The sequence below is a fragment of the Citrobacter sp. Cb080 genome, assembly GCF_030334745.1.
Lineage (GTDB): Bacteria > Pseudomonadota > Gammaproteobacteria > Enterobacterales > Enterobacteriaceae > Citrobacter > Citrobacter braakii.
In genome coordinates, this window is record NZ_JAOWDG010000039.1 from 1 (window position 1) to 14,226 (window position 14,226).

Consider the following 14,226-nt stretch of genomic DNA (forward strand, 5'->3'; position numbering starts at 1 on the left):
TAACGCTTACCGCTCATGGGCACCTCTCTTTAAGCCATCTTAAATGACTCTGAGGTGTCTGTTAAACCCGTGTCGATTCAAATCTCTATATAAAAAGAGACTCGCTCCACGTTATATATAGAAGAAAAGCCCAGGCAGCCCATGCCCCATCATCCCTACCACCTTTGAATTACGCATCCCATCAGGCGATAATACCCATACAAACCGTGATTCCAGGACCGTGATGAGACACTCTCTGCAACGTACTGCTATACGCAAACGCCCGATGAAGCTCGGCACTACCGTGATCCTCATGGTCAGTGCGGTACTCTTCTCCGTACTGCTTGTCGTTCATCTGATTTATTTCTCGCAAATCAGCAACATGACGCGCGATGCATTAGCGGGTAAAGCGCTTGCGGTCGCACGAACGCTGGCAAACTCCCCGGAGATCCGCCAGGGGCTAATGAAAAAGCCCGAGGAAAGCGGTATTCAGGCGATTGCCCAGGCGGTGAATAAGAGCAACGATTTTTTATTCATCGTCGTCACCGATATGCAAAGCATTCGTTACTCCCATCCCGAAGCGCAGCGAATCGGTCAGCCGTTTAAAGGCGATGACATTTTGCTGGCCCTGCAAGGGAAAGAGAATGTCGCCATTAATCGCGGATTTCTGGCGCAAGCCCTGCGCGTATTTACCCCTATTTATGACGAGCATCACCGGCAGATAGGCGTCGTGTCGATCGGCCTTGAGCTAAGCAGGGTGACTGAGCAGATCAATAACAGCCGTGGCAGCATCTTTTGGTCCATCTTATTTGGCGTGCTGGTTGGGCTGCTCGGCACATGGGTATTTGTCAAAGTCCTCAAGCGTATTCTGTTTGGTCTGGAGCCGTATGAAATCTCCAATCTGTTCGAACAACGCCAGGCGATGCTGCACTCTATAAAGGAAGGCGTCATTGCCGTTGACGAGTGCGGTGAAGTGACGCTGATAAACCAGGCGACACAAGAGCTGCTGGATTACCACAAATCGCAAGACGATGCCCAGCTCTCCACGCTCAGCCACGCATGGTCAAAAGTGGTCGATTTTTCACAGGTACTGCATGACGGAACGCCGCGTCGCGATGAAGAGATCATGGTGAAGGATCGGCTACTCTTAATTAACACGGTTCCGGTACTCAGCAACGGTAAAATCATCGGGGCCATTTCAACATTCAGAGATAAGACTGAAGTCCGAAAATTAATGCAACGACTGGACGGCATGGTCAACTATGCCGACGCACTTCGTGAACGATCCCACGAATTCATGAATAAATTGCACGTGATTCTGGGATTATTGCATCTGAAAAGTTATAAGCAGCTTGAAAATTACATCCTGAAGACCGCAAACAGTTATCAGGAAGAGATTGGCTCACTGTTAGGAAAAATAAAATCCCCGGTGATCGCAGGATTTTTACTCAGTAAGATTAATCGCACATCTGATTTAGGCCATAGCCTGGTGATCAGCAATGAAAGCCAGTTACCGGAAAACAGCAACGAAGATCAGGTGGCTGTGCTGATTACCGTTCTGGGGAATTTAATTGAAAACGCCCTGGAGGCGCTAGGTCAAGAACCTGGTGGCGAGATCAGCGTATCCTTGCATTATCGACACGGCTGGTTGCATTGCGAAGTGAATGACGATGGTCCGGGGATTGCCCCCGAACACATTGAGCACATCTTTGAGAAGGGCGTTTCGTCAAAAGGAACCGAACGGGGCGTTGGTTTAGCGCTTGTTAAACAACAGGTTGAAAACGTTGGCGGCAATATTTCCGTCGAGTCAGAACCTGGGATCTTCACCCAATTTTTTGTACAGTTACCGTGGAATGGTGAGAGGGCCAGCAGATGATCAATGTCTTAATTGTCGATGACGATGCAATGGTAGCGGAATTAAACCGCCGTTATGTCGCGCAACTCTCCGGTTTTCATTGCTGCGGCACAGCCTCCACGCTGGAGAAAGCAAAAGAGATAATCTTTCATAGCGGCAATCATATCGATTTGATTTTGCTTGATATTTATATGCAAAAAGAAAACGGTCTGGATCTGTTGCCTGTATTGCACAGCGAAGGTTGCAAGTGTGATGTCATTGTCATCTCTTCCGCCGCTGACGCGACCACCATCAAAGACTCTCTCCACTATGGTGTCGTTGACTACCTGATCAAACCGTTCCAGGCGTCCCGTTTTGAAGAGGCGCTGACCGGCTGGCTACAAAAGAAAACCGAGATGGAAAAGCATCAGTACTATGAACAGTCTGAGCTTGACCAGTTGATTCACGGCAGCTCCTCCAATGAACAGGAAGCGCGGCGCTTACCTAAAGGATTAACGCCACAAACGTTACGCACGCTGTGCCAGTGGATTGATGAGCATCAGGATCAGGAATTCTCCACCGATGAACTGGCCAACGAGGTCAATATCTCGCGCGTTTCTTGCCGTAAATATCTTATCTGGCTCGTCAATTGTCACATCCTATTTACCAGCATCCATTATGGCGTAACCGGTAGACCGGTTTATCGTTACCGCGTTCAGGCTGAACATTACTCATTACTAAAACAATATTGCCAATAAAAACAATTTGGGATTATTTGTTATTTGAAAGTAACAATTATTAAAATAATGAAAAATCCCTACTTTTCTGAATCATGCTGCAGAATTATAAATTTGCGTTAGATCAAATATATTTGTATCCGGCATGTTAAATGTATTATTTTAATATTGATTAACGTCACACTGTTTTTAATTTCAAAATCGCTAACAAAAGTTAATTAAGTATTATCTAGCTCGCAGAGTGTGTATTTTTACCCATAAAGGATTAGTCTGAAATTAACCAGACATACAAAATCTAGACTGGTAGCAATGGAGACCATGCTACGTACCATGGACACCGTACATTTTTGTGAGCAAATAAAAGTATCCGCACGCCAACCTCATCACATTATGAAATGGCGTGAGCGTGATCACACAAATAACCTACTCACCCATTCTGTCGGTGGTTCACGAAATAGCGGAAAACGCAAAACAGATAAATTACAGCGTCAACCGCAGCTCTCCATGTCCAGCTCTGCTTCCCATCGCCTGAGGATTCTCTCCTCTGATCAAAGCCACAGAAAAAAGCTAAATATCGCCATAACGTTAAAAAAACATTCTAGCAAGACATTTGAACATTAATCGCAAATACGGACATATCGAATACTGACCATTTTTTGATGCCTATTCCGGCAAAAAAGAATGTGGCACAGATCCATTTTTCAAAAAATTGACTGGTTTTTTCGCGAGGGTAAATAAAATGTTATTTAGTATACAACTTCTTATAATATTAATATGTTTGTTTTATGGTGCCAGAAAGGGCGGTATCGCGCTGGGTTTATTAGGCGGTATCGGCCTGGTCATTCTGGTTTTCGTTTTCCATCTCCAGCCGGGTAAACCACCTGTAGATGTAATGCTGGTTATTATTGCCGTGGTGGCCGCATCGGCAACCTTGCAAGCCTCCGGCGGCCTTGACGTTATGCTGCAAATCGCTGAAAAGCTGCTGCGCCGTAACCCAAAATACGTTTCCATCGTCGCCCCGTTCGTTACCTGCACCCTGACGATTCTCTGCGGTACAGGCCACGTGGTCTACACCATCCTGCCAATCATTTATGACGTTGCTATTAAGAACAATATTCGCCCGGAACGTCCGATGGCGGCGAGTTCTATCGGTGCGCAGATGGGGATTATCGCCAGCCCGGTGTCCGTGGCCGTTGTATCACTGGTCGCAATGCTGGGTAACGTAACGTTTGAAGGCAAGCATCTTGAATTCCTCGACCTGCTCAGCATCACTATCCCGTCTACCCTGTTGGGTATCCTGGCGATCGGTATCTTCAGTTGGTTCCGCGGTAAAGATCTGGATAAAGATGAAGAATTCCAGAAGTTTATTTCCGTCCCTGAAAACCACAACTACGTTTATGGCGATACCGCCACACTGTTAGACAAAAAGCTGCCAAAAAGCAACTGGCTGGCCATGTGGATCTTCCTTGCCGCTATCGCCGTTGTTGCCGTGCTCGGCGCGTTCTCTGAGCTGCGCCCTACCTTCAGCGGCAAACCGCTGTCAATGGTACTGGTTATCCAGATGTTCATGCTGCTGACCGGTGCGCTGATTATTATCCTGACGAAGACCAATCCCGCTTCAATATCTAAAAACGAAGTCTTCCGTTCCGGTATGATCGCGATTGTGGCGGTGTACGGTATTGCCTGGATGGCCGAAACAATGTTCGGCGCGCACATGACGGAAATCGAAGGTGTGCTGGGCAATATGGTGAAAGAGTATCCGTGGGCCTATGCAATTGTTCTGCTGTTGGTTTCCAAATTTGTAAACTCCCAGGCTGCGGCGCTGGCGGCGATTGTTCCGGTCGCACTGGCAATTGGGGTTGATCCAGCGTACATCGTTGCTTCCGCTCCGGCATGTTACGGTTACTACATTCTGCCGACTTACCCGAGCGATCTGGCGGCTATTCAGTTTGACCGTTCCGGCACCACCCACATTGGCCGTTTCGTTATCAACCACAGCTTCATTCTACCTGGGTTGATCGGCGTGAGCGTATCCTGTGTCTTTGGTTGGATCTTCGCCGCAATGTACGGTTTCCTGTAATTACAGTGCGCGTGCTGTCCGCTTTGGTACGGCACGCCACCGTCAAGACACAGAGAATTTTAAAATTCCTGAGAAAAATGAAAAGGCTGGAAGCAAATGTCAAAAGTTGAATTCACTTATCAGGCGGCTTTCCCACTGGGGGAAGACAAAACTGAGTACTACCTGCTGACCTCCGATCACGTCAGCGTCGGCGAGTTTGAAGGCGAAACAATCCTGAAAGTAGCCCCTGAAGCACTTACGCTACTGGCCCAACAAGCCTTCCACGATGCCTCCTTCATGCTCCGCCCTGAACACCAACAGCAAGTCGCCTCAATTCTCCATGATCCCGAAGCCAGCGAAAACGATAAATACGTAGCGCTGCAGTTCCTGAGAAACTCCGAAATCGCTGCTAAAGGCGTATTGCCAACCTGCCAGGACACCGGTACGGCAATTATTATGGGTAAAAAAGGTCAGCGCGTCTGGACCGGTGGCGGCGACGAAGCGGCACTCTCCAAGGGCGTATTTAATACCTATATTGAAGATAACCTGCGCTACTCGCAAAACGCGGCGCTGGATATGTACAAAGAAGTGAATACCGGCACCAACCTGCCCGCACAAATCGACCTGTACAGCGTGGACGGTGACGAATACAAATTCCTGTGCGTGGCCAAAGGCGGCGGTTCAGCGAACAAAACCTATCTGTATCAGGAAACCAAAGCGCTGCTCACCCCCGGCAAACTGAAAAACTTCCTGGTAGAGAAAATGCGCACGCTGGGTACCGCAGCATGCCCGCCGTACCACATTGCATTCGTCATTGGCGGCACGTCAGCGGAAAGCACCCTGAAAACGGTGAAGCTGGCCAGCACACACTACTATGACGCACTGCCGACTGAAGGTAATGCGCACGGCCAGGCGTTCCGCGATCTGCAACTGGAACAGGAACTGCTGGAAGAAGCGCAGAAACTCGGCCTCGGCGCCCAGTTTGGCGGGAAATACTTCGCGCACGATATCCGCGTGATCCGCCTGCCTCGCCACGGCGCATCCTGCCCGGTTGGTATGGGTGTGTCTTGCTCCGCAGACCGTAACATCAAGGCCAAGATTAACCGCGAAGGGATCTGGATCGAAAAACTGGAACATAACCCAGCCCAGTACATTCCGGAGTCGCTGCGCCAGGCAGGCGAAGGTGAAGTGGTTAAAGTTGACCTTAACCGCCCAATGAAAGAGATCCTCGCTCAGCTTTCTCAGTATCCGGTTTCTACCCGTCTGTCGCTGAGCGGCACCATCATTGTCGGCCGCGATATTGCCCACGCGAAGCTAAAAGAACGTATTGAGTCCGGCGAAGGTCTGCCGCAGTACGTGAAAGATCACCCTATCTACTACGCGGGCCCGGCCAAAACACCTGCGGGTTATCCGTCCGGCTCTTTAGGACCAACCACTGCGGGTCGTATGGACTCCTATGTTGACCTGCTACAGTCTCACGGCGGCAGCATGATCATGCTGGCAAAAGGTAACCGTAGCCAGCAGGTGACAGATGCCTGCCATAAACATGGCGGCTTCTATTTAGGTAGCATTGGTGGCCCGGCTGCGGTACTTGCGCAGCAGAGTATTAAACATCTGGAATGCGTGGAATACCCGGAGCTGGGTATGGAAGCTATCTGGAAAATCGAAGTCGAAGATTTCCCGGCTTTCATTCTGGTCGATGACAAAGGCAACGATTTCTTCCAGCAAATCGTCAGCAAACAATGCGCTAACTGCGCGAAGTAACCCATTCGGCCCGGCACTGGACTGACAACAGATTTTTGGCGTCAGTCCAGTGATCCCCCCGGGCCAACTTTATCCCCCCATTTACTGGCGTTGAATTTTTGCCGCTCACAGGGAATAGTAACCTTTTCCATTACTTGTGAATTCGCCATGCTCCGCACACTGAACTCCACAATCTTGCACTCTGGCGCGCTGCTCCTGGCGCTAATACTTATCTACACCGGTGTCTCTGCCACGGAGAAAATCACCTGGCTGATGGAAGTTACTCCGGTCATTATTGTCGTCCCACTGTTGCTGGCGACCGTGAAGCGCTACCCGCTGACGCCATTGCTCTACACGCTCATTTTCTTGCACGCCATCATTCTGATGGTCGGCGGTATGTATACCTACGCTAAAGTCCCTGTCGGTTTTCAGGTTCAGGAGTGGCTGGATCTCAGTCGTAACCCCTATGACAAGCTGGGTCACTTCTTCCAGGGTCTGGTGCCCGCCCTGACGGCAAGAGAGATTTTAGTGCGCGGTAATATAGTTCGTGGCCGCAAAATGCTGGCATTTTTGGTCTGCTGCGTGGCGCTGGCGATTAGCGCGATGTATGAGCTGATCGAATGGTGGGCGGCGCTGGCGATGGGTCAGGGAGCGGATGATTTTCTCGGGACGCAGGGCGACCCGTGGGATACCCAGTCGGATATGTTCTGCGCCCTGCTCGGTGCGCTAACCACGGTGCTCGTGTTGGCGGGCTGGCATAACAGACAGTTAAAAACTGCCGGATAGCGCTGACGCTTATCCGGCAATCTGCCCTACCCATTGCGAGACTTGATAACCAGAATCGGCAAGGCGAACAGGAGTGTCAGAAAGTTCGCCATGCTGACAGCAGTATCTTCAATCAATAATCCATAAATCAGCCACAACACCAGCCCACACACAAACATTACATACATTAAACCGGAGATACCCTGCGTGTTGCGGGTGGTAATGACCTTAATCGCTTGCGGTAAGAATGAGAGCGTCGTCAGGCTAGCCGCCAAATACCCAATCCACGAATGCCATTCCATAGCTACGCCTTCACATCACCTGGGGTGACTATCGCAATAGCCGGGATATCCGGTTGTTCATGCTGCTGCGGCATCTTACGGTACTTATCCAACAAATGAATCTGGACCCTGCGCAGCGTGTCGCCGTTCAGTCGGTAAAAGCGGAAGTAAAGGACTAAGGTCACCACAAAAAAGAGTGCAGGTAGCGCGATCATAATGAATTGCATACCAACAATGGTTTCTGCAGACTGCGCGACATTCGGCGCGTAATTAATCACCCCAAGTATCACTGCGATAAAGAAAGCGGCAAACGCAGACCCTCCTTTTACCACCATCGTCTGCACTGAATAAGCGATACTTTCACAACGTACATTCAGTTTGTATTCGCCGTAATCAACGGTATCCGCCACCATAATGACCTGCAACACCCAGAAAAGCGCTGAACCAATATTCAGTAAAATACCAGCAATAACAATGAGTAAGATGTTATGAAAACCGGCTAACGCCATCACCAGCAAAACGATACAGCTGAGCACCGGCAGCACGGATGCCCCAGCCCACAGGATCCGTCGTGACAACGCTTTTACCAATCGAGGAAAGAAAATCAGCGTCAGCAGGTTTGCCGCTCCTGCGTAAGACATGTAGTACGGGAAGAGGCTTGCATCGCCAATCACATAAGTAAAATAGTAAATGGCAAAGCCAGCAATGATATTGGCGGCAATATTGTAAGCCAGCGCCATGCCTAGCAGGCAGGATAACTGGTCGTTTTTATAGATGAGCCCAACGATCGCTTTCAGCCCAAGACGACTGCTGTCCGCCGTTGCCTCACTATCTGACGAATAAACCTCATGCACATTACGCAGCGTAACAACGGTAGAAATGATAAAGAATGCAATCAGCACCAGCGTAAACATCTGGAAACCAAAGCCGCGATCGGCCCCGCCAACATAGCTCACAAAGGGCAGCGTTACCCCCGCGGTGACAAACCCAGCCAGGCTTGCGAAGAAACGAGGGAACGGCACCAGTTGTTCACGCTCGCGTTTATCCAGCGTAATAGTTGGCACCAGCGACCAGAATGGAATATCCATAATGGTGTAGGTCATTCCCCATAATATATACGTCACGCAGACAAATACGACTTGCGCAGTACCCTCAAACAGATGTGCACTAAAAAGCAAAAACAGCACCAATGAGTTCGCCAGCGTACCGAGTAAGATCCAGGGTTTAAATTTTCCCCACCGCGACCGGGTGGCGTTCACAATCCAGCCCATGATGGGATCGTTTACCGCATCCCAGACCCTTGCCGCCAGGAACAACGTTCCGACCAGCCCCACCGATAATCCCACCACGTCGGTGTAGTAATACATCAGGTACATGTACACAATACCGATGGCGAAATCCTTACCAAACGCTCCAAATCCGTAACTGAGTTTTGTTTTCAGAGAGATGCTCATAGGGTATCGGGTCGCCGTTACCAGCGCCCGCCTTCTGTTAGAGGAAACGTCAGAGGTTAAACGCCGGATGCTCTGCCCGGCGTAATGGTGTGTTAACGGTGTAACCAGGCCGGCAGCCAGTCGCCATGAGACGCGATCAGGTCGTCCACCAGCGCATAAATCTCCTCAATCCCCAATACCGCGGCGGTATGCGGATCCATCATCGCCGCGTGATAAACGCGATCGCGATTTTCCGTCAGTATGGCTTCCGTTAGCAGGGTCTGAACATTGATATTGGTTTGCATCATGGCCGCCAAATGTGACGGGAGAGTACCCACCTTCGTTGGCTGGATACCATTCGCATCGACCAGGCAAGCCACCTCCACGCAACAGCCTTGCGGCAGGTTATCGATCAGATGGTCATTGCGAACGTTGCCATACACCACGCTCGGTTCACCGGTCCAGATAGCGTTCATGATAGTGCTGGCATATTCACGTGACGGTTTAATCTCGATCCGCGCCGCCGTTTTGTACTCTTCCAGCTCTTTGTTCCAGTTCGCCAGCTGTTCCACACAGCGTTTTGGATACTCATCCAGTGGAACCTTATAGCGCTCAATCAGATCCTCACGCCCTGGTTTGATAAACCACGGCGTATATTCCGCGAAATGCTCCGACGACTCAGTGACGAAATAGCCCAGCTTTTTGAACATTTCATAGCGCACAATGTTCTGACAACGGGTATTACCGTGAAGATTCGGTTTCGGCGCCTGACCAGATTCATAGGCCGCCAGCAGCTCCGGATAGAGATTCACATAAGCACCGTCAGCCGTTTTACGCTCAAGTTCCAGATAAAACGCCATATGGTTGATCCCGGCGCAGCGATAGCGCAAAGAGGCCGGGTCGATGTTCAAATCGCGGGCCAGCTCCTCCGCTGTCCCTTGCACCGAGTGACACAATCCAACCTGCTTAATATGCGGATAGCGCGCATACATTGCCCAGGTGTTCATCGCCATCGGGTTAACGTAGTTAAGCATAGTGGCCTGCGGGCAGACTTCGGTCATATCCTCACAAATCTGCCATAAATGCGGGATAGTGCGCAGCGCGCGCATAATGCCGCCTGGCCCCAGCGTATCGGCAATCGTCTGCTCCAGACCATGACGTTTACACACCGCAAAATCGGTGACGGTACAGGGTTCATAACCACCAATCTGGAAAGCGACCACCACAAAATCAGCATCCTGTAATGCCGCTTTTTGATCGGTATAGCAGGTGATACGCCCGGACGCGCCCGCTGAGTCCATCAACTTACGCACCACAATGTGTGACTCTTCCAGCCGAGTAGGATTGACGTCCATCAAGGCGATATGCGCAGATTTCAGCGCATCACGATGAAAGACGTCCCCGAGGATATTTTTGACGAAAATCGTGGAACCGGCGCCGATAAAGGTAATTTTGGGTGCAGACATCATGACTCTCCAGAACATTAGTGAACACAGTCATGGTGGCACAGCGCATAGATGAAAACTTCCGACTTCCCTGGCGAGCATTCCCATAAACTCAGATCGCCTCTTTGCCCCATACTGGATCTGAGTTTATGGGACAAAATTGCACAAAAAGCAGAGTATGCGGCCCCAAAATCTCGCTATGCTCAATGATATCGGTCCGATTTGTGTCCTGATTCTCAGCCTTAATGCGCAGCAAATGACATGATTCTGATAATTCAGGAAATGGAGCAACCATGAGTACATTACCGACATCGCCTCTTCCCCCCGATCCGCACATGTGCAGCAGCGATGAAGAGCAAACCCGCAGCCCATTGTCGCTGTACTCAGAATATCAACGGATGGATATTGAGCTGCGCTCACCGCATGCTATGCCTGCCAGCCACTGGCATGGGCAGGTGGAGATTAATGTGCCGTTTGATGGCGACGTTGAGTACCTTATCAACAACGAAGTGGTGCAGATAAAACAGGGACACATTACGCTTTTCTGGGCCTGTACGCCGCATCAGCTCACGCGTCCGGGCAGTTGCCAAAGCATGGCTATCTTCAATTTACCGATGCACCTTTTCCTTTCCTGGCCGCTGGATCGCGAACTGATCAACCACGTTACCCATGGCATGGTCATCAAATCGCTGGCGTCGCAGCAGCTAAGCACCTTTGAAGTTCAACGCTGGCAACAGGAGCTGAGCAACCCGAACGAGCAAATTCGCCAGCTCGCCATTGATGAAATTGGTCTGATGCTCAAGCGGTTTAGCCTTTCCGGCTGGCAGCCAATCCTGGTCAATAAAACTTCGCGGACGCACAAAAACAGCGTTTCGCGGCACGCCCAGTTTTACGTAAGCCAGATGCTGAGTTTTATTGCCGATAACTACGATCAGGTGCTCACTATCAACGACGTCGCGGAACACGTGAAGCTCAACGCCAACTACGCGATGGGGATTTTCCAGCGCGTGATGCAACTCACCATGAAGCAGTACATCACCGCAATGCGGATCAATCACGTCCGCGCATTGCTTAGCGATACCGATAAAACCATTCTTGACGTCGCGTTGACCGCCGGATTCCGATCCAGCAGCCGTTTTTATGACACCTTCAGCAAGTTTGTCGGCATGTCGCCGCAGCAGTACCGCAAACTGAGCCAGCAGCGCCGGCAAACAATGGCTGGCTGAGCAGCCAGAAACCACCGGCGTTACTCCAGCCTACGATCCCTATCGTTCGCCGATATCAGTATCAGCCAAAAAAATATTCCCCCTGTCGATAAACAGCGGTGAAAAATCGCCAATAAGCAAACATAACTATTTGTTTAAAAACAAATTAAACACAAATCAGACTATTTATCACCCGCTTTACAGCCCATTTTGTCAGGATAATACTTGCCTGCGTCACATTCATACGGTGTGTCTGCAATCCATAAATTGCAACCTTTCCACAACCGGGTAAAAGATGATGAAAGTATTAATTGTTGAAAGTGAGTTTCTGCATCAGGACACCTGGGTCGGTAGCGCTGTCGAACGTCTGGCTGACGCGTTAAACCGCCAAAATGTTACCGTCATTAAGTCCACCTCATTCGACGATGGTTACGCAATCCTCGCCGCTAATGAAGCCATTGATTGCCTGATGTTCAGCTATCAAATGGAACAACAAGACGAGCACCTGAACGTCAGGCAATTGATCGGCAAGCTCCACGAGCGCCAGCAAAACGTTCCCGTTTTCCTGCTGGGCGATCGCGAAAAAGCCACCGCATCGCTGGATCGCGACCTGCTGGAGCTTGTCGATGAATTCGCCTGGATTATGGAAGATACCGCAGACTTTATCGCCGGACGTGCCGTTGCGGCGATGACCCGTTACCGCCAGCAGCTTCTGCCGCCACTGTTCAGCGCGCTGATGAAGTACGGCGACATCCATGAATACTCCTGGGCGGCGCCTGGTCACCAGGGCGGTGTCGGATTTACCAAAACGCCGGCGGGTCGTTTTTACCATGATTACTACGGTGAAAACTTATTCCGTAGCGACATGGGTATTGAACGCGCATCGCTCGGCTCACTGCTGGATCATACCGGCGCATTTGGCGAGAGCGAAAAATATGCCGCCCGCGTGTTTGGCGCTGACCGCTCCTGGTCCGTAGTGGTCGGGACTTCCGGCTCTAACCGCACCATCATGCAGGCTTGTATGACCGACAACGACGTCGTGGTGCTGGATCGTAACTGCCACAAATCTATCGAGCAGGGGTTGATCCTCACCGGCGCAAAACCGGTGTACATGGTGCCAAGTCGCAACCGGTACGGCATTATCGGCCCTATCTACCCGCAAGAAATGCAACCTGAAACATTGCAGAAAAAAATCAGCGAAAGCCCGCTGACCAAGGGCAAGGCCGGGCAAAAACCGTCTTACAGCGTTGTGACCAACTGTACTTATGACGGTGTTTGCTACAACGCCAAAGAGGCCCAGGACCTGCTCGCGCAAACCAGCGATCGCATCCACTTCGATGAGGCCTGGTACGGCTATGCCCGCTTTAACCCAATTTATGCCGATCACTACGCTATGCGTGGCGCGCCGGGCGATCATAACGGTCCTACCGTTTTTGCGACCCACTCGACCCACAAACTGCTGAACGCGCTCTCTCAGGCGTCTTACATTCACGTCCGTGAAGGTCGTGGGGCCGTGAACTTCTCCCGCTTTAACCAGGCGTACATGATGCACGCCACCACCTCCCCGCTGTATGCCATCTGCGCATCAAACGACGTGGCGGTCTCCATGATGGACGGCAACAGCGGTCTGTCGCTCACTCAGGAAGTGATCGACGAAGCGGTCGATTTCCGTCAGGCCATGGCGCGTTTGTACAAAGAATTTTCCGCCGAAGGCGACTGGTTCTTCAAACCGTGGAACAAAGAAGTGGTAACTGACCCGCAAACCGGCAAAACCTATGACTTTGCCGATGCGCCAACCCAACTCCTGACCACTGACCAGAATTGCTGGGTGATGCGTCCGGGTGAATCCTGGCACGGATTTAAAGACCTGCCGGATAACTGGAGCATGCTGGACCCAATCAAAGTCAGTATTCTGGCGCCGGGGATGGGCGATGATGGCGAACTGGAAGAGAGCGGCGTACCGGCAGCGCTGGTCACCGCCTGGCTTGGCCGCCACGGTATCGTGCCGACCCGTACCACCGATTTCCAGATTATGTTCCTGTTCTCAATGGGGATTACCCGTGGGAAATGGGGCACGCTGATCAATACCCTGTGCTCATTCAAACACCATTACGATGCCAATACACCGCTGACGCAGGTGATGCCAGAACTGGTTGAGGAACATCCTGACACTTACGCCAACATGGGCATTCACGATCTGGGCGACACCATGTTTGCCTGGCTGAAAGAGAATAACCCTGGCAGCCGACTCAACGCGGCCTACTCCGGCCTGCCTGTTGCTGAAATCACCCCGCGTGAAGCCTATAACGCGATAGTCAGCGATAACGTTGAGATGGTGGCCATTGAAAATCTGCCGGGTCGTATAGCTGCGAATTCCGTAATTCCTTACCCACCGGGAATTCCAATGCTGCTGTCCGGGGAAAACTTTGGCGACGCCAATAGCCCGCAGATTAGTTATCTACGTTCGTTGCAGTCCTGGGACCACCACTTCCCTGGATTTGAACATGAAACCGAAGGAACGGAAATTATTGACGGTGTATATCACGTCATGTGCGTGAAAGCATAATGTCATTTTATAGATAGTCCGATTTTTAAGGTAGACATGTCATGCTTGAGTAATTCCTGAGTATTGCTGCAAAACAATAACATTGTCATACCTTTTTGCGCGGGACCACCCCGCGCTTTTTTATACGCAAATATCACGTTTCCACTTGCGTAAAAAAAAGTGTACATAAGAAAATTCCC

General features: G+C 50.7%; 11 protein-coding genes. 8 read left to right on the forward strand and 3 right to left on the reverse strand.

Annotated features, from left to right (window positions below; all coding sequences use genetic code 11):
- The first annotated feature begins 223 nt into the window (after positions 1–223).
- From OGV38_RS07825 to OGV38_RS07850, 6 genes are all read left to right on the forward strand, one after another.
- Positions 224–1,855 carry a sensor histidine kinase gene (locus OGV38_RS07825; protein ID WP_286473149.1) on the forward strand — a complete coding sequence of 544 codons (1,632 nt, stop codon included), beginning with the start codon at positions 224–226 and terminating at the stop codon, positions 1,853–1,855.
- Complete coding sequence (dcuR, locus tag OGV38_RS07830) at positions 1,852–2,571, forward strand: two-component system response regulator DcuR (RefSeq protein WP_016155419.1); 720 nt, start codon at positions 1,852–1,854, stop codon at positions 2,569–2,571. Before OGV38_RS07825 ends, dcuR begins: the two co-directional genes overlap by 4 nt.
- Before the next feature lie 309 nt (positions 2,572–2,880).
- Positions 2,881–3,171: a hypothetical protein gene (locus tag OGV38_RS07835; RefSeq protein ID WP_220133217.1), complete on the forward strand. Its 291-nt coding sequence runs from the start codon at positions 2,881–2,883 to the stop codon at positions 3,169–3,171.
- 118 nt (positions 3,172–3,289) lie between these two features.
- Positions 3,290–4,630 carry an anaerobic C4-dicarboxylate transporter DcuB gene (gene dcuB / locus OGV38_RS07840; protein ID WP_003031873.1) on the forward strand — a complete coding sequence of 447 codons (1,341 nt, stop codon included), beginning with the start codon at positions 3,290–3,292 and terminating at the stop codon, positions 4,628–4,630.
- Positions 4,631–4,726: 96 nt separating this feature from the next.
- Positions 4,727–6,373, forward strand: coding sequence for a class I fumarate hydratase FumA (gene fumA / locus OGV38_RS07845; protein ID WP_016155418.1), 1,647 nt, complete (start codon positions 4,727–4,729; stop codon positions 6,371–6,373).
- 147 nt (positions 6,374–6,520) lie between these two features.
- Entirely contained in the window at positions 6,521–7,138 is a 618-nt protein-coding gene (locus OGV38_RS07850; protein WP_016155491.1) for a DUF2238 domain-containing protein, read from the forward strand.
- A gap of 26 nt (positions 7,139–7,164) precedes the next feature.
- Here OGV38_RS07850 and OGV38_RS07855 read toward each other — a convergent pair whose 3' ends face one another.
- The 3 genes from OGV38_RS07855 to melA all read right to left on the reverse strand — a co-directional run bounded on the left by OGV38_RS07855 (position 7,165) and on the right by melA (position 10,300).
- Positions 7,165–7,419: a SemiSWEET transporter gene (locus OGV38_RS07855; protein ID WP_016155416.1), complete on the reverse strand. Its 255-nt coding sequence runs from the start codon at positions 7,417–7,419 to the stop codon at positions 7,165–7,167.
- Positions 7,420–7,421: 2 nt separating this feature from the next.
- Positions 7,422–8,852, reverse strand: a complete 1,431-nt coding sequence (melB, locus tag OGV38_RS07860) for a melibiose:sodium transporter MelB (protein ID WP_019077833.1) — start codon at positions 8,850–8,852, stop codon at positions 7,422–7,424.
- 92 nt (positions 8,853–8,944) lie between these two features.
- The gene (melA, locus tag OGV38_RS07865) at positions 8,945–10,300 is read right to left on the reverse strand and encodes an alpha-galactosidase (protein WP_049259806.1); all 1,356 of its coding nucleotides are present in this window, start codon (positions 10,298–10,300) and stop codon (positions 8,945–8,947) included.
- Positions 10,301–10,569: 269 nt separating this feature from the next.
- Between melA and melR the strand changes: the two genes are divergently transcribed.
- Together melR and adiA are read left to right on the forward strand one after the other, a co-directional pair.
- On the forward strand, positions 10,570–11,502 hold the full coding sequence (melR, locus tag OGV38_RS07870; protein WP_016155413.1) for a transcriptional regulator MelR: 933 nt from the start codon (positions 10,570–10,572) through the stop codon (positions 11,500–11,502).
- Between the two features lie 277 nt (positions 11,503–11,779).
- A complete protein-coding gene (gene adiA / locus OGV38_RS07875; RefSeq protein WP_286473157.1) occupies positions 11,780–14,047 on the forward strand; it encodes an arginine decarboxylase in 2,268 nt (755 codons plus the stop codon).
- The last annotated feature ends 179 nt before the right edge of the window (positions 14,048–14,226 follow it).